This window comes from Phaeobacter sp. CC-HEC084 (assembly GCF_059429255.1).
Genome location: NZ_JCAIJQ010000002.1, coordinates 515,464 through 530,206 on the forward strand (window position 1 = coordinate 515,464; position 14,743 = coordinate 530,206).

14 protein-coding genes are annotated in these 14,743 nt (G+C 62.0%); 6 read left to right on the forward strand and 8 right to left on the reverse strand.

The features are described from left to right. Positions 1–14 precede the first annotated feature (14 nt). The 5 genes from AC5SSZ_RS02865 to AC5SSZ_RS02885 form a co-directional block, all read right to left on the reverse strand. The gene (locus tag AC5SSZ_RS02865) at positions 15–944 is read right to left on the reverse strand and encodes a hypothetical protein (protein WP_495436802.1); all 930 of its coding nucleotides are present in this window, start codon (positions 942–944) and stop codon (positions 15–17) included. Positions 945–960: 16 nt separating this feature from the next. Further along, positions 961–2,274 carry a TRAP transporter large permease gene (locus AC5SSZ_RS02870; RefSeq protein WP_065270971.1) on the reverse strand — a complete coding sequence of 438 codons (1,314 nt, stop codon included), beginning with the start codon at positions 2,272–2,274 and terminating at the stop codon, positions 961–963. Then, entirely contained in the window at positions 2,271–2,984 is a 714-nt protein-coding gene (locus AC5SSZ_RS02875) for a TRAP transporter small permease (RefSeq protein WP_495436804.1), read from the reverse strand. The genes AC5SSZ_RS02870 and AC5SSZ_RS02875 overlap by 4 nt, the downstream gene beginning before the upstream one ends. 81 nt (positions 2,985–3,065) lie before the next feature. Further along, complete coding sequence (locus tag AC5SSZ_RS02880) at positions 3,066–4,046, reverse strand: TRAP transporter substrate-binding protein (protein WP_274835835.1); 981 nt, start codon at positions 4,044–4,046, stop codon at positions 3,066–3,068. Positions 4,047–4,100: 54 nt separating this feature from the next. Then, entirely contained in the window at positions 4,101–5,342 is a 1,242-nt protein-coding gene (locus AC5SSZ_RS02885) for an NAD(P)/FAD-dependent oxidoreductase (RefSeq protein ID WP_495436806.1), read from the reverse strand. A gap of 144 nt (positions 5,343–5,486) precedes the next feature. On the opposite strand from AC5SSZ_RS02885, the gene AC5SSZ_RS02890 reads away from it, so the two are divergent. Together AC5SSZ_RS02890 and AC5SSZ_RS02895 are read left to right on the forward strand one after the other, a co-directional pair. Beyond that, entirely contained in the window at positions 5,487–6,392 is a 906-nt protein-coding gene (locus AC5SSZ_RS02890; protein ID WP_495436808.1) for a LysR family transcriptional regulator, read from the forward strand. 148 nt (positions 6,393–6,540) lie between these two features. Beyond that, a complete protein-coding gene (locus AC5SSZ_RS02895; RefSeq protein ID WP_065270966.1) occupies positions 6,541–7,278 on the forward strand; it encodes an aspartate/glutamate racemase family protein in 738 nt (245 codons plus the stop codon). 15 nt (positions 7,279–7,293) lie between these two features. On the opposite strand, the gene AC5SSZ_RS02900 is transcribed toward AC5SSZ_RS02895, so the two are convergent. Genes AC5SSZ_RS02900 through AC5SSZ_RS02910 form a run of 3 tightly spaced genes read right to left on the reverse strand, consistent with a single transcriptional unit; the run spans position 7,294 to position 10,375 of the window. Next, the gene (locus AC5SSZ_RS02900) at positions 7,294–8,340 is read right to left on the reverse strand and encodes an ABC transporter substrate-binding protein (RefSeq protein ID WP_495436810.1); all 1,047 of its coding nucleotides are present in this window, start codon (positions 8,338–8,340) and stop codon (positions 7,294–7,296) included. Next, positions 8,310–9,713 carry a sensor histidine kinase gene (locus tag AC5SSZ_RS02905; protein ID WP_495436812.1) on the reverse strand — a complete coding sequence of 468 codons (1,404 nt, stop codon included), beginning with the start codon at positions 9,711–9,713 and terminating at the stop codon, positions 8,310–8,312. The genes AC5SSZ_RS02900 and AC5SSZ_RS02905 overlap by 31 nt, the downstream gene beginning before the upstream one ends. Continuing rightward, complete coding sequence (locus tag AC5SSZ_RS02910; RefSeq protein ID WP_495436814.1) at positions 9,710–10,375, reverse strand: response regulator transcription factor; 666 nt, start codon at positions 10,373–10,375, stop codon at positions 9,710–9,712. Before AC5SSZ_RS02910 ends, AC5SSZ_RS02905 begins: the two co-directional genes overlap by 4 nt. Positions 10,376–10,482: 107 nt before the next feature. Here AC5SSZ_RS02910 and AC5SSZ_RS02915 point away from each other — a divergent pair, with 107 nt between their 5' ends. From AC5SSZ_RS02915 to AC5SSZ_RS02930, 4 genes are all read left to right on the forward strand, one after another. Next, positions 10,483–11,463, forward strand: a complete 981-nt coding sequence (locus tag AC5SSZ_RS02915) for a Bug family tripartite tricarboxylate transporter substrate binding protein (protein ID WP_495436816.1) — start codon at positions 10,483–10,485, stop codon at positions 11,461–11,463. Positions 11,464–11,558: 95 nt separating this feature from the next. After that, positions 11,559–12,053, forward strand: coding sequence for a tripartite tricarboxylate transporter TctB family protein (locus tag AC5SSZ_RS02920; RefSeq protein WP_065270962.1), 495 nt, complete (start codon positions 11,559–11,561; stop codon positions 12,051–12,053). Between the two features lies 1 nt (position 12,054). Beyond that, the gene (locus AC5SSZ_RS02925; RefSeq protein ID WP_495436818.1) at positions 12,055–13,572 is read left to right on the forward strand and encodes a tripartite tricarboxylate transporter permease; all 1,518 of its coding nucleotides are present in this window, start codon (positions 12,055–12,057) and stop codon (positions 13,570–13,572) included. A gap of 161 nt (positions 13,573–13,733) precedes the next feature. Then, positions 13,734–14,648 carry an MBL fold metallo-hydrolase gene (locus AC5SSZ_RS02930; RefSeq protein WP_495436820.1) on the forward strand — a complete coding sequence of 305 codons (915 nt, stop codon included), beginning with the start codon at positions 13,734–13,736 and terminating at the stop codon, positions 14,646–14,648. Positions 14,649–14,743: the final 95 nt, after the last annotated feature.

A 14,743-nucleotide genomic window follows, 5' to 3' on the forward strand; every position in this document is an offset into this window, starting at 1 on the left:
TACCCGGCCTTTTTTCAGGGTCGAGAGCGCGCATAGACGCGGTGCATCACGACAGCAGTCAGATACATCGGCACCTGATAACAGCCGAGAAAGATCAGCAGCGGATCGGTGGTGCTTGCGGGTAGAGCGATCAGAAACAGTGCAAAATTGCGGTTGCCCGCGACCACGGCATAGGGTGCGGCAACCGCTTCGTGGCCCCGGCGGCGCAGCACGGCATAGGTCAGCAGCTGCATGCCGAAATTGGCAGTCAGAGCGAAGGCCATCCATTTGGCGACCAAGAGGGGATCCTGTCGCAGCGCAGGCCCCAGCGCCGCCATCAATCCGACCACGATCACCGCAAGCGCCAGGGTCGTCATCCCGTCCAGCGCCTGCACCTGCTCCTGACGCAGATCGGGGCGGACGAGGTGGCGCAGGGCAAAAGCGGTAATGACCGTGAGAGCGATAGTGCCGATGAGCCGCAGTGTGGCCCAGAGGACAGCTTCCAGCCCGCCAAGATCGGGCACCAGCAGAAAGACCGGGATCACCGTCAGCGGCATCAGCGCCGTGCCCAGCACCAGAACGCGAAAGGCAGGCTCTGGCGCGTGCCCCAGCAGAAGGGTGATATTGGGGGCGCCGGTGACTGACGGGGCGCTCAGCATCAGAACCAGCGCAATTGCCGCGGGCGTTCCGGCGAGACCGGCGAGCCATAGGAGCAGCAGCGCCGCCAGAGGTAGCATCAGTTGCAGAACCAGAACCGCCCGCAGCGAGGACAGCCCTTCGGAAAGTCCGCCAAGGGCGGCGCGGGCACCGATGCGGAATGCGGTCAGGAACAACAGTCCCGCCACCATCTGCGGCAGCCAAGGGCGCAGGAGCCGAGCCAGATCCGGCAGGAAAAGCCCTGCCACAAGGCCCAGAACCAAAGCGGCCCGGCCGTGCCGGGCCACAAAGGCAAGCGCATTCAGCATGCCCTCAGCCCGCCCCTTAGCCGGACGGCGTGCTGCGGATGTTTTCCGGCAGCCAGGTGGCCAGCTCGGGCCAGGCGACAAGGATCACCACCATCACCAGCATCAGGCCGACCATGGGAATGGCAGTCTTCGAGATGTAGGAGATCTCGTGCCGGGTCATGCCTTGCAACACGAAAAGGTTGAAGCCGATGGGCGGTGTCACCTGCGCCATTTCCACCACTACGACGATGAAGATGCCGAACCAGATCACGTCGATCCCGGCCTGACGGATCATCGGCTCGACAATGGCCATGGTCAGCACGACTGAGGAAATACCATCAAGGAACATCCCCAGCACCACGTAGAACAGTGTCAATGCAATGATCAGCACCAGGGGCGACAGGTTCATCTGGTCGATCCAGCCAGCCAGTGCCCGCGGCAGTCCGGTGAACCCCATGGCCAGCGACAGGAAGGAGGCGCCCATCAGGATCAGTGCGATCATTGCCGAGGTGCGTGTCGCGCCCATCAGCGAGGCCGAGAAGGTGTTCCAGGTCAGCGAGCCCTGCGCCAATGCCAGCGTCATCGAACCAAGGACACCGACTGCGGCGGCTTCGGTCGCGGTGGCATAGCCCAGGTACATCGAGCCGATGACAACGGCGACCAGCAGCAGCACCGGGATCAGGAACCGGCTTTCGGCTAGCATCTGCCCAAGAGTCATTTTCGGCTCTTCCTGTGGGCGTTCGCCTTTGTAGAAAAAATGCCAACCGACGATATAGGCCATGAACAAACCGGCCAGCACCAGCCCCGGAAAGATCCCTGCCATGAACAGCTTGGTGATCGATTCATTGATCGACACGCCATAGACGATCAGCGTCAGCGAAGGCGGGATCATCAGGCCCAGCGTTGCCGCGCCCGCCAGCGTGCCGATGATCATGAACTCAGGGTACCCTCGCTTGCGCAGCTCGGGGATCGACATCTTGCCAACGGTGGTCAGCGTCGCGGCGGAGGAGCCCGAGACAGCCGCAAAGATGGTGCAGCCGGCGATATTGGTGTGCAGCAAGCCACCCGGCAGCCAGCGCATCCAGGGCGCCAGGCCGCGGAACATATCCTCGGACAGGCGGGTGCGATAAAGGATCTCGCCCATCCAGATGAACAGCGGCAGCGCCGTCAGCGTCCAGCTGGAGGCGCCGGTCCAGATCGTGGTGATCATCGCGTCGCCTGCGGGGCGGGTGGTGAACAACTCCATTCCCACCCAGGCGACGCCCATCAGCGCAAGGCCGATCCAGACCGAGCTGCCAAGCAGGGCAAACAGCACAAAGAGAAAGATGATTGTGGTGTAGATCTCGCTCATTCCACGGCCTCCGAGGTGATGCTGGACCGGCGGGTGATCAGCAGGCGACACAGGTAGTCCCACAAGGCGAGCGCCAGCAGGACGGTGCCGATGGACATGGGCAACTGCGGCAGCCACACCGGGGTATAAACCCATTCGGACCCGGTCTTGGCCCAAAGCTCCCCCCATTTGCTGGGGGCGGTCGCGAACATGGCGAAAAAGGACAAGAGCCATTCCGGCACGAAATCCTGCCCTTGCGTGCGGTCATTCAGCATCTTGGAAAAGATGTTGGTCTTGATCGCGTAGCGGGCGAAGTATGTCGCGGTGATGGCGGCGATCCACATCGCCACCGCATCGAGAACCAGACCGATCCGGGGGCTGATATTGAGGAAGATCGACACCCGGATATGGGCGCCGCGCGTCAATGCGTGGGCCAGCGCCAAAAAAGAGGTCGCGGCCATGGCATAGCCGGCGTATTCGGTGGAGCCGGGAAAGGTCAGGTTGCTCCAACGGGCGACCATCTGCGCCACGATCAGCAGCAGGATCAGCAGCATGAACCCCGCCGCCAGAACGCCGGAGCCGAGATACAGCTTATCTGTCACGCGTTGCACGGGACGCAAGATGCGCCCGGTGGGGCCGGGGGCCAGCAGGCAGGCCAGCGCCACAAGGGTTGGAATTACAAACAGCCACAGCCACAGCGGCAGGCCCAGAAACGGTTGCCAGTCGCGCAAGTCGACACCCCCAGAAAGTCAGAAAAGATTAGGCTCCGCCCGCACCAGGCAGGGCGGAGCCGTTGCGCCCGGGTGGGCGGATCAGTTGCCGTTATAGGCGTCGAGAATGGCCTTGCCGTCATCGCCGACCGAGGCCAGCCATTCTTCGGTCATCTTGGCGCCGATTGCCTTTAGCTCGCCCAGGAACTCGGGGCTGGCGTCGGTGACGGTCATGCCATTTTCGCTCAGCTGGTCGAAATACCAGTTGGCCAGTTCCTCGGACTTGGCGGCGCAGGCGGCACCGGTCTCATCGGCGGCCTTCTGAACGGCGGCTTGCATATCATCGCTAAGGCCTTCCCAGGCTTGCTTGTTGACGATGACATAGTTGCGCGGCAGCCAGGCGTTGACCTTGTAGTAATGGCTCAGATGCTCCCAGACCTTGCGGTCATAGCCGGTGGAGCCGGAGGAGATGAAGGCCTCGGCAACGCCGGTGGCCAGCGCCTGCGACAGTTCTGCCGCTTCGATCTGCACCGGGATCATGCCCAGCTCCTCGGCAAAGGTGGCGGTGGCGGTGTTATAGGAACGGAACTTCACGCCCTGAGTATCGGCCGAAGAGCCGACTTCCTTGTTAAAGTAGAAGCCCTGACCGGGCCAGGGGCAGGTGTAAAGCGCCACGAGGTTGAGATCGGACAGCTGGGCGTTCACCTTGTCCTTGGCGGCGGCCCACAGCTTTTCGTTGTCCGCGTATGTGGTGGCGACAAAGGGCAGGTTGTCCCAGCCCAGAAGCGGTGCCTCGTTGGCGTGGGCAGACATGAAGCGTTCGCCGATGGGGGCCTGCCCGGTCTGCACGGCGCGCTTGATCTCGCCGCCTTTGAACAGCGAGCCGCCCGGATGCACGGTGATGTCGATCTCACCGCCGGTATAGTCGCGGACCTTGTCGGCAAATACGACGCCCATTTCCGAATGGAAGTTGGTGGCGGCATAGGCCATGGGCATGTCCCATTTTTCCGCCGTGGCTGCCGCAGCCGACAGGGCCAGGGCAGAGACGGAATATGCAACGGTCTTTGTGAAATTAGCGATCATTGTGATCTCCCTGTTTTGGTTGGTCTTTTTTATGGTTCTTATGATTTTGGCGCCTCAGGCGAACCGGTCCGGTTCATAGGGGCGCAGGTCGATATTGCTGGGCTGGCCTGCGATCATATCGGCGACCATGCGGCCGGTCTTGGCGCCGCCGGTTAGACCCACGTGGTGATGGCCAAAGGCGGCATAGACGCCGGTGCTGCCGACCTCGCCGATCAGCGGCAGGCTGTCCGGGGGCGCGGGGCGATAGCCTAGCCATTCTTCCTCGCTCTCCGCGACCATCTGCGGAAAGCACTGCTTGACCTTGCGGCGTAGGAGCGCCAGCGGTGCCTTGGATTTTTCTTCGCTGAGGCCGCCGAACTCCACCACACCCGCGCAGCGTAGCCCCTGATCCATCGCGGTCGCAACGAATTTCCCCGAGGCCAGCATCATCGGATTGTTGGGGGTCTGGCTGGGCCCCTTGAAGACGATGTGATAGCCGCGCTCCGCCTCCAGCGGCACGTTGAGTCCCAGTTTCTGCATCAGTGGCTTGGACCAGACGCCGGTGGCCAGCACCGCCTCGCGGCATTCAAAGCGACCCTTGTCGGTGTCCACGGCGCTGATGCGCCCACCGGACAGGTCAAAATCCTTAACCTCGGCCTGTACGAAGCGTCCGCCCATCTCTTGCAGCAACTTCACCAGATCCTGAACATATTTGCCGGGGTTGAGGATAAAGCCGTGATTTTTCATCACCGCGAGCAACTTCATCTCGGGCGCAAGGATCGGTTCCCGTTCCTGTACTTCGGCGCCTTCGATCAACTCGGGCACGAACCCGGCCTCACGGCGCAGATCCCAGACGTATTTATCCGCGTCAAAGGCCGCGCGGTTTTCATAGGCAAAGCAATAGTCGCTTTCCTGCACCCATTTGGCCGCGGGGGTGCCACGGGTCAGGGCCTGATGCTGTTCGACGCTGTCGCCGATGACATGGGTCAGCCCCTTGGCGATGCGGCGGGTGTCGCCATCGTTGGCATGCGACAGGTATTTCACCAGCCAGGGCACCAGTTTCGGTGCGTAGGACCAGCGCATGAACAGCGGGAAATTGGGGTCCATCAGGTATTTCGGCCCCTTAGGCAGCAGCCCGGGCGTGGTGACTGGAACGATGGCGCAGCTGGCCAGAATGCAGCCGTTGCCATAGGACGCGCCCATGCCGGGTTCTCCCTTGTCGATGAGCGTTACCTCATGGCCCGCGCGGCGCAGCCAGATGGCGGTGGCGGCGCCGACAATGCCCGCGCCGATCACGATGGTCTGCGGCGCGCTCATGCGGGGGACCGTTCTGCGAAACTGTAGGTGGTCATGATTTCTGTCATCGTCTCTGCTGGTTTTGGCCAACCATGCATAGGGAATTGTATCATTTCAAATACTATTATCTGGCAGGGGTATCAGGAAAAATGATATGCCTGTGATATGAACCTCAGATTTCGTCAGATGCAGGCTTTTCATGCCGTCATGGAAACCGGGACGGTCACCGGGGCGGCGGCGACCCTTGGGATTTCGCAGCCGGGCATTTCCAATCTTTTGAGCCAGCTGGAGCGACAAACCGGGATCAAGCTGTTCGAACGGGTCAAGGGACGGCTGACGGCCACACCCGAGGCAACATTGCTGTTCCGGGAAATCGACACCGTGGTGCGGGGTTTCGACCATGTGACGCAGGCGGTGATCGATTTGCAGAACAAGCAGGTCGGACAACTGCAGGTCGCCTCGCAGCATTCGATGTCCTTTGGTTTCATGCCGCGGCTGATCGCCGAATTTGCCCGTGACCGGCCGGATCTGTCGATTTCCTTCCAGTCGCAATATTCGTCCAAGATACAGGAATGGGTGCTGTCGGGCCTGTTCGAGATCGGCATCTGCGAAATGCCGCTTCTGTATGATGCGCTGGATGTGCATCCGGTCACCGTGGAATGTCGCATCGCCATGCCGGAGGCCAGCCCGCTGGCCCGGCACGAGGTAATCACGCCCGAATTGCTGGAGGGCGAACCGTTTATCGTGATGGGGCCGGATCACATGACCCACCGCCGCACACGTGAAGCGTTTCTGCAGGCGGGGGTGCCGCTGCGGGCGCGGGTCCATGCGCATCTGTTCAAGAACCTGCTGAGTTTCGTCAAAGAAGGCATGGGCGTTGCCATCATTGATCCCTTTGTGCTGGATTTCGACCGGGACGGCGGCTTTGTCTCGCGCCAGTTTAAGCCCGCAATCCTGATGGAAATGGCCGTCATCACCTCAAGCGCACGACCGCTTTCCGCGATCGGTCAGGAATTTCTGGACCGGCTGAAAACCGCCCTGGTGCCCTATACCCGGGCCGTGTCAGATTGACCCCGCGCGGTCATACCTGCATCGAAGAGGCCACAAGGGGGCATTTCAACGACGCTTATCTATTGACTTGAGGGCCTGCTATCGCGTGAATTTATGATAATTTTACGATTTATGGCTGTTTGAGAACGCAAAGCGGGAGGGCACGGATATGGAGCGCGGTGGCAAGACGGTTTACGGAGCGACTGTTGGGATCCTGATGCTGGAAACGCAGTTTCCCCGGGTGCATGGCGATGTGGGAAATGCGCTGACCTGGGATTTTCCGGTGCAGTATCGTGTTGTCGAAGGCGCCAGTCCCGACCGGGTGGTGCGCAATGACCCATCTGACCTGGCCGAGCGCTTTATCGAGGCGGGGCATGACCTAATCCGCTCGGGCTGCGATGGTATTACCACCACTTGCGGTTTCCTGTCGCTGATACAGGAGGAGGTGAAATCGGCGCTTGGCGTGCCGGTGGCTACATCCTCATTGATGCAGGTGCCGATGGTGCAAAGCCTGCTGCCCGCCGGGAAACGCTGTGGCGTTCTGACGATCTCCGAAGAGGCACTGGGCCCGGAACATCTGGCCGCTGCGGGGGCGCCGCCGGACACGCCGGTGGTGGGAACCGATGGCGGGCGCTGCATGACCCGCGATTTTCTGGGGGACAAGCCGACAATCGACTTCGCGGCCTGTCGTCTCGACATGATCGATGCGGGTCTTGGCATGATGCAAAGCTATCCGGACGTTGGCGCCATCGTGCTGGAATGCACCAATATGGTTCCCTATGCGCGGGACCTGCGCAAGGTCACCGGGGTACCGGTTTATTCCATTTACAGTTTCATCAACTGGTTCCAGGCCGGGTTGCTGCCGCGGCATTTCCCGCTAGAGGTGGATGATCCGCGCTGGATGTGACGCGGCGCGCGCAGGCTATTTCTGACTGACGGCGCTGTGCCATTCGTTCAGGAACCGCGCCCGCTTCAGTCGATCCAGGAACACCAGCAGCCCCGGCCCCAGCTGGATCGGCCGAAGGGGAGCGCTGTGATCGCTGGCTTCGACCGGGTAGCGGTGAAACGGGTAGCCGGGATCGGGATCAGAACCCCAGGCTGCCTGCAACAAATGATCGACAAAGGCTCCGGCCAGATCCGGCTGCTGGGCATTTTCCAGGATCACGGCGGTGCGCAGCATCATGTTGGTGTAATCCTGCGGATCGATGATCACGATACTGTCTGTCAGGTCCGTGCGCGCCAGCGCGTAGCTGCCCAGCACATTATAGGCGATGGCGAGATCTCCGCGCGCGACATCGCGGATCATCTGCCCCGAACAGCAGTAAAGCCGCACCTCTAGCCCGCCAAAGATCTCCATCAGGCGCCAGTAAGAATCCGAGGTCCGCGCATCCTGGGTGGCAAACAGATAACCAAGGCCGCTGGTGGCGATGTCATAGGTGCCGAGACGGCCCCGGAAGCGATCGGGGTTCTGTCGAAGAAGGCGGATCAGATCCTGTCGGGTCCGGGGCAGCTCCAGCCCGTTAAAGGCGGCGCGCGACAACAGCAGGGACGCAGGCTCCTGCGAAAAGGCAAAGACATGATCACGCCAGTTCGCCCAGTCCGGCATGACGTCGGTCGCGGCAGACCTGTGGTGCCGGGTGTAGCCATCGTTGGCCAGTTTGGTCTGCAGGTCCATGGCAGAAGAGACGGCGATATCAAACCGCGCCTGCGGGCCCGAACCCGTGGTCACCACCTCCATCAAAACAGCGCTGCTGACGGTGGTGTATTCGATGGCGGTGCCCGGCCTGTCCGCAAGAAAACTCTCGACCAGCGGCGCCAGAACATCCATGTCCGTGGTGGACAATACCCGCAGCGCCGGGGCGTCCTCGGGGCCAAAACGGCGGAATTCCTCTACTTCAAAACTGGATGCGGGCAAGGCCAGCCCCAGGGCCGACACCATCAGCGCAAGGGAAAAGACAAGGAAACGCATGCTCCGGCTCCTGTATCTGAAGGGGCGATGATCAGCTTACCACCATGGGCTTCGGCAACTTCGCGGGCAATGGTCAGCCCGAGGCCGGAGCCGATTGTCCCAGCGGCATTGCTGCCGCGCACAAACCGTTCGGTCAGGGCGGCTGTGTCTGTGTCTTCGGGAAATCCACCTGCCTGATCTTGGACCGAGACGATGGCGTCCAGCGGTCCCTGCCGCACCGTGACCTCAACATTGGTTTCCGAAGGGGCGTATTTGATGGCGTTATCCAGAATATTGCGCACGGCGTTCTGGATCAGAATGGCATCGCCCCGGAGCGGCGCAACCCCGTCGCAGGCAAACTGCAGGTCGATATCCTTCAGATCCGCCACGGGCCGCAGCCGATCGACCAGGTCATGGGTCAGCGTATCAAGGGCCACCTCCTTGCGTTCCAGACTGTCGGTGCGGAAGGTCACCATGGCATGATCCAAAAGCTGCCCCGCCGCGCGGGAGCTTTCGTCGATGGCGCGGATCATCTCACGCAAGGAGGCCCGGTTTTCTGCCTTGTCCACTCGGCGCAGGGTGATTTCGGCCTGTGCCCGGACCGTGGCCAGCGGCGTGCGGACCCGGTGTGCGGCCTCGGCGATGAAGTCTTCGGATCGCGCGAGGGAGACCCTCAGGCGTTCAATGAACCGGTTCAGTGATTGCACCAGTGGCAACATTTCGCTGGGCACCGCATGGCGGACCGGGCGCAGATCCTTTGGGCCGCGGCGCGAGACAACGGCACTGAGCGCGTGCAGCGGCTGGATGCTGGATTGTGCGGCCCAGACACCAAGCAGGGCGGAAATCAGGAAAAAACCGCCGCCCATCAACATGGCCCAGCGGGTCAGCCGCCCCAGCTCGGCCGCCTGTCCTTCGCGGGTCTGAGCTACGGTGATGACCACATCGACCGGTCCGTTGTTCAGGGACAGGCGCCGGACCAGCGCCACCATGCGCAGGCTGCTGCCGCGGTAGCTTTCGGTATCAAAGGCGGGATCTCCCGGGGCAGGGCGCTGGGCGGTCTGCGGCAGGTCTTCGTATCCGGTCAGCAGCTGGCCATCCTGACGTACGCTGTAAAACACCCTGTCGTCGCTGACATTGCCCAGCATCGACAGCGCTGCATAGGGAATGTCGAGGGTGACCGCGTCGGACTGTACCCGCACCGAATCCATGATCGAGGTGGCCGAGGCGAGCAGGATACTGTCATGGGTGCGCTGGGAGACGTCGCGGGTGAAGATCAGCACAGTGAAGAACAGGATTGCAGCCAGAAAGGCCGCGCTCATCACCACCTGCAGGATCAAGCGGCGGCGCAAAGAACCGCTGGTGCGAACAGGTGCGGGGGGCGGCTGCAGGGTCATGCCAGCGACATCCGGTAACCCAGCCCACGGACGGTCACGATGGCGGCGCCGGATCCGGTAAGGCGCTTGCGCAGCCGGGCGACATAGACCTCGATGGCATTCTCCGAGACATCCTCGTCATAGGAAAACAGCCGGTCCACCAGTTTTGCCTTGGAGTGGATCCGGTCCGGGGCGCTCAGAAAGATCTCAAGCAGCCGCAGTTCCTTGTTGCGCAGTGGTACGGGGGCTCCGGCCACCACAAGCGTGCCTGCAAGCGGATCAAAAACCAGATTCGCGAATCGTTTCTGGTTGGAACTGTTGCCGCCCTGACGGCGCAGAACCGCGCGGCAGCGGGCTTCCAGCTCGGAAAAGTCGAAGGGTTTGGTGATGTAGTCATCGGCGCCAAGGTCCAGAACGCCGACCCGGTCCGAGACCTCTGATCGCGCGGTCAGCACGATCACGGGGGTGGTTCCCTCGCGCGCGCGATGGGCGGTCAGGAAATCCCGCCCATCTCCGTCGGGCAGGGTAATGTCCAATAAAATCAGATCGTAATCCGTAGTCGCGGAAAATGCCTCGGCGTCCTGGGTGCCGGGGGCGTGATCAACCACGTGACCATCCATCCGCAGCCGGTCGCAGACGGCGGTGGCCAGGCTCATGTTGTCCTCAACCAGCAGAAATCGCATCGGGTCGTCTTCCTTGGGGCGCGCGTGACAGGTCGGTGTCAGCTTTGCGTGTTCTTCATTCAGTCATGAGCGGCTTGGCCGCCACTTGTCAAATGGGAGGACAACACATGACATTTACCCTGACCCGACGGGCCCTGATGGCTGCGGCGACCGCGACCCTTGCCCTTGGCGCACCCGCGATGGCCGAAGACATGGCCGTCGACAGCATCCATTTCCTGATTCCCGGCGGCGCCGGCGGTGGCTGGGACGGCACCGCGCGCGGCACCGGCGAGGCGCTGACCAAGGCAGGTCTTGTGGGCACGGCATCGTTCGAGAACATGTCGGGTGGTGGCGGCGGCAAGGCCATCGGCTATCTGATCGAGAACGCCGACAGCAACCACGGCACCTTGATGGTGAACTCTACCCCCATCGTGATCCGTTCGCTGACCGGGGTCTTCCCGCATAACTTCCGCGACTTGACCATGGTTGCAGGCACCATCGGCGACTACGCAGCCATCGTGGTGGGCAAGGACAGCCCGATCAATTCCATGGCCGACCTGATCGCCGCCTACAAGGCAGACCCGCGCGGCACTGCCATCGGCGGCGGCTCGGTTCCGGGCGGAATGGATCATCTGGTCGCGGCCATGGTGATGAAGGCAGCGGGCGAGAACCCGACTGAGGTCAAATACATCCCCTATGACGCGGGCGGTATGGCCATGGCGGCGCTGCTGTCGGGCGAGATCAAGGCGCTTTCCACCGGGTTCTCCGAGGCCATCGATCTGGCCAACGCGGGCGAGGTGAAGATCATCGGTGTTACCGCAGATGACCGCGTACCGGCCTATGTCGATGCCATGACCATGAAGGAGCAGGGCATCGACGCGAGCTTTGTCAACTGGCGCGGTTTCTTCGGCGCCCCCGGCCTGCCGGAAGAGCGCAAAGCAGCCTATCAAGCAGCCATCGCGAAGATGTACGACACGCCCGAATGGGAAGAGGTGCGGGCTCGCAATGGCTGGGTCAACATCCACAACAGCGGCGAAGACTTTGAAAAGTTCCTCGAAGGTCAGGAAGAGGTCATCAAATCGCTGATGCAGGAACTCGGGTTCCTCTGATCCCGTGTCGCCCAACCGGCGTCGCCTCCGGGGCATCGAAAGATCTGCCCGGGAGGTGACGCCTTCCTTTATCCAAGATTTCCCCGGAGAAGAGCATGGCGCTTGACCGATGGATCGCGCTGGTCATCCTGCTGATCAGCCTCACCTATGGCTATGCGGCCTATTTCACCATGGACGCAGGCCTTCCCCCCTTCATGAAATTCAATGCCATCTGGCCCAGCACCTTTCCCAAGGTCCTGTCGGTGCTGGCGGCCATCTGCGCCCTGATCATTGTGTTGAGCCCGCAAAAGGGCGACAGCGGCCCCAAGGTTGGCGACATCGATCACCGACGGCTTGGCGATTATAAACTGGGGCAGGCGCTGGCGCTTCTGGCTCTGATGGTGGCCTATGCGCTCTTGCTGCGGCCCGCCGGGTTCCTGATCTCCACGGTGGGCTTCCTGACCCTTGGCGCGGTGATCCTGGGTGAGCGCAAGCTGCACGTCCTGCTGCCCATCGCGGCGCTTGCGGCGGGCGGCGTCTGGTATCTGGTGCAAGAGGTTCTGGGGATCTTCCTCAGCCCCTGGCCGATCTTCTTTGGCGTGGGAGGCTGATATGTTCGAAGGTATCATGATTGGCCTTTCCAGCGCCTTTTCCCTGACGAACCTGATGATGGTGATCGGCGGCTGTCTGATCGGCACATTCATCGGCATGCTGCCGGGGCTTGGTCCCATGAGCATCATCTCGATCATGATCCCGGTGGCGATCACCATCGGCGACCCTTCTGCGGCGCTGATCCTTCTGGCCGGGGTCTATTATGGCGCGATCTTTGGCGGCTCGACCTCGTCGATCCTGATCAATGCGCCGGGGGTTGCTTCGACCGTGGCGACTTCGTTTGACGGCTATCCGTTGGCGCGGCAGGGCAAGGCCGGCAAGGCGCTGACGGTGGCGGCGATCTCGTCCTTCTGCGGGGGCAGCATCGGCGCGGTGCTGTTGATGATCTTTGCGCCCGCGCTGGCAACCGTGGCGCTGCTGTTCCATTCCGCAGAGTATTTTGCGCTGATGGTGGTGGGGCTGTCGGCCATCGCGGCCTTTGCCGGAACCGGGCAGGTGGTGAAGGCGCTGCTGATGACGTTGTTGGGGCTGATCATGGCCACCGTGGGCGAGGGCGCGTTGTTCAACATGCCGCGTTTCACCATGGGGATCATGGATCTGCAGTCCGGCTTTGGCTTTATCACGCTTGCCATGGCGATGTTCGCCCTGCCGGAGGCGCTGTATCTGGTGCTGGATCCCAGCCGGTCCAAGACGGAGGGCGGCAGCAGCGAGATCAAGGAGCTGCGCATCACGCGGGACGAGGCGCGCGCGATTGCCCCGGTGATCGGTCGCCAATCGATCCAAGGGTTTTTGATCGGGGTATTGCCTGGGGCTGGGGCCACGATTGCGTCCTTCCTGGGCTATGCGGTGGAGCGCAACATTGCGCCCAAGGAGGAGCAGGAGCAATTCGGCAAAGGCTCGGTCAAAGGGCTGGCCGCGCCGGAAAGCGCCAATAACGCGGCCTGCACCGGATCCTTCGTGCCGCTGCTGACGCTGGGCATTCCCGGATCGGGCACTACGGCGATCCTCTTGGGCGCGCTGATTGCCCTTAACGTCTCTCCGGGGCCGCGGCTGATGATCGACGAGCCGCAGATCTTCTGGGCGGTGATCATCTCTATGTATGTGGGCAATCTGGTGCTGCTGGTGCTGAACCTGCCGCTGATCCCTTACATCGCCAAGGTTCTGGCAGTGCCGCGCAACTATCTGATCCCCTTCATCCTGTTCTTCACCCTGATGGGGGCCTACATCGGGCAGAACAATGCGACCGAATTGCTGATCCTTGTCGGGCTTGGCATCTGTGCCACTGTGCTGAGGTTCGCCGACTATCCGCTGGCGCCGTTGCTGATCGGCTTCATCCTTGGCTCGATGCTGGAAGACAACTTTGCCCGCGCGATGCAGCTCTATGATGGAATGGGGTTCCTGCTGGACCGGCCGATGACGCTGGCGCTGCTGGTGCTGGCGGGGCTTTTGGTGCTGTTGCCCAGCTTTCGCGCGCGCCGCGCGCGGCTGCGGCAGGCCGGTGTGTCTGACGGCGACTGAAGACTGGAGCTGAATTGGCACTAAACACTGGCCCGGGCGGATATCCCGGGCCAGTCTTGGTATCTGCGTCGGACTGTCTGCGTCGGATGGTCCTCTGTCTGACCGCTGCCCGCTCTGGCAGGGTCTTTCGGGAACGCGCGCAGATGCCGGGAGGGCTGCACATGAAATTACTTACCTCGACCCTTGTCCTAACGACGGCCTTGCCGCTGGCCGCCTTCGCGGATGTGCTGGAGGTGCAGAAGGTCACCGATGATGTCTGGGCGTTGGTCGGCCCGAAAAGCCAGCGCAACCCCGAGAACCTTGGCAACAATGCCACCTTTGGCGTGGTGGTGACCTCCGAAGGCGTGGTGCTGATGGATCCCGGTGGATCGTGGAAAGGCGCCGAGATGATTGACGCCACCATCGAACAGATCACCGACCAGCCGGTGACCTATGTGATCGACACCGGCGGGCAGGATCACCGCTGGCTGGGCAATGGTTACTGGCAGGCGCAGGGCGCAACCGTGATCGCATCCGAGGCTGCCGTGGCGGATCACAAGGACCGCCAATCCATGCAGATGACGATGCTCTCGCAGCTTTTGGGGGATGAACTGGCAGGCACCGAGCCGCGCTATGCCGATGTGACCTTTGACGCCGGTTATGATCTCACTGTCGGCGGTCTGACTTTCCAGATCACCCATCACGGGCAGGCCCATACGCCCGGCGACAGTTTTGTCTGGCTGGAAGATCGGGACGTGATGTTCACCGGCGATATCGTCTATGTGGAGCGGATCCTTGGCGTGGGGCCGCAGTCAAACGCTAAAAGCTGGATCGAGACCTTTGAGGCCATGGCGGCCCTTGCCCCGACCCATGTGGTCCCAGGCCACGGCCACGCCACCACGTTGGAACAGGCCCGCGCCGATACCTATGATTACCTCGTGAACCTGCGCTCCCAGATCGGTGCCCTGATCGAAGAGGGCGGCGACATCATGGACGCGCCCGGGATTGATCAGTCTGCTTTTGCCGGGCTTGAGCAATTCGACAGCCTGGCCGGGCGCAATGCGCAGACGGTCTATGAGGAGATGGAGTGGGAATAACCCCGCTTGCCGTTCTGTAACCTGTAGCCGCCTCCATCCCGGGGGCGGTTTTGTTTCGGCCTGTGTTGTCAGGCCTGTGTCATCAAGTCGTTACA

Bases quoted from the DNA above. Each gene is read 5' to 3' on its own strand.
- AC5SSZ_RS02885 (WP_495436806.1), bottom strand. From the start codon at position 5,342: ATGAGCGCGCCGCAGACCATCGTGATCGGCGCGGGCATTGTCGGCGCC.
- AC5SSZ_RS02900 (WP_495436810.1), bottom strand. From the start codon at position 8,340: ATGCGTTTCCTTGTCTTTTCCCTTGCGCTGATGGTGTCGGCCCTGGGG.
- AC5SSZ_RS02870 (WP_065270971.1), bottom strand. From the start codon at position 2,274: ATGAGCGAGATCTACACCACAATCATCTTTCTCTTTGTGCTGTTTGCC.
- AC5SSZ_RS02910 (WP_495436814.1), bottom strand. From the start codon at position 10,375: ATGCGATTTCTGCTGGTTGAGGACAACATGAGCCTGGCCACCGCCGTC.
- AC5SSZ_RS02930 (WP_495436820.1), top strand. From the start codon at position 13,734: ATGAAATTACTTACCTCGACCCTTGTCCTAACGACGGCCTTGCCGCTG.
- AC5SSZ_RS02915 (WP_495436816.1), top strand. From the start codon at position 10,483: ATGACATTTACCCTGACCCGACGGGCCCTGATGGCTGCGGCGACCGCG.
- AC5SSZ_RS02890 (WP_495436808.1), top strand. From the start codon at position 5,487: ATGAACCTCAGATTTCGTCAGATGCAGGCTTTTCATGCCGTCATGGAA.
- AC5SSZ_RS02865 (WP_495436802.1), bottom strand. From the start codon at position 944: ATGCTGAATGCGCTTGCCTTTGTGGCCCGGCACGGCCGGGCCGCTTTG.
- AC5SSZ_RS02925 (WP_495436818.1), top strand. From the start codon at position 12,055: ATGTTCGAAGGTATCATGATTGGCCTTTCCAGCGCCTTTTCCCTGACG.
- AC5SSZ_RS02905 (WP_495436812.1), bottom strand. From the start codon at position 9,713: ATGACCCTGCAGCCGCCCCCCGCACCTGTTCGCACCAGCGGTTCTTTG.
- AC5SSZ_RS02895 (WP_065270966.1), top strand. From the start codon at position 6,541: ATGGAGCGCGGTGGCAAGACGGTTTACGGAGCGACTGTTGGGATCCTG.
- AC5SSZ_RS02880 (WP_274835835.1), bottom strand. From the start codon at position 4,046: ATGATCGCTAATTTCACAAAGACCGTTGCATATTCCGTCTCTGCCCTG.
- AC5SSZ_RS02920 (WP_065270962.1), top strand. From the start codon at position 11,559: ATGGCGCTTGACCGATGGATCGCGCTGGTCATCCTGCTGATCAGCCTC.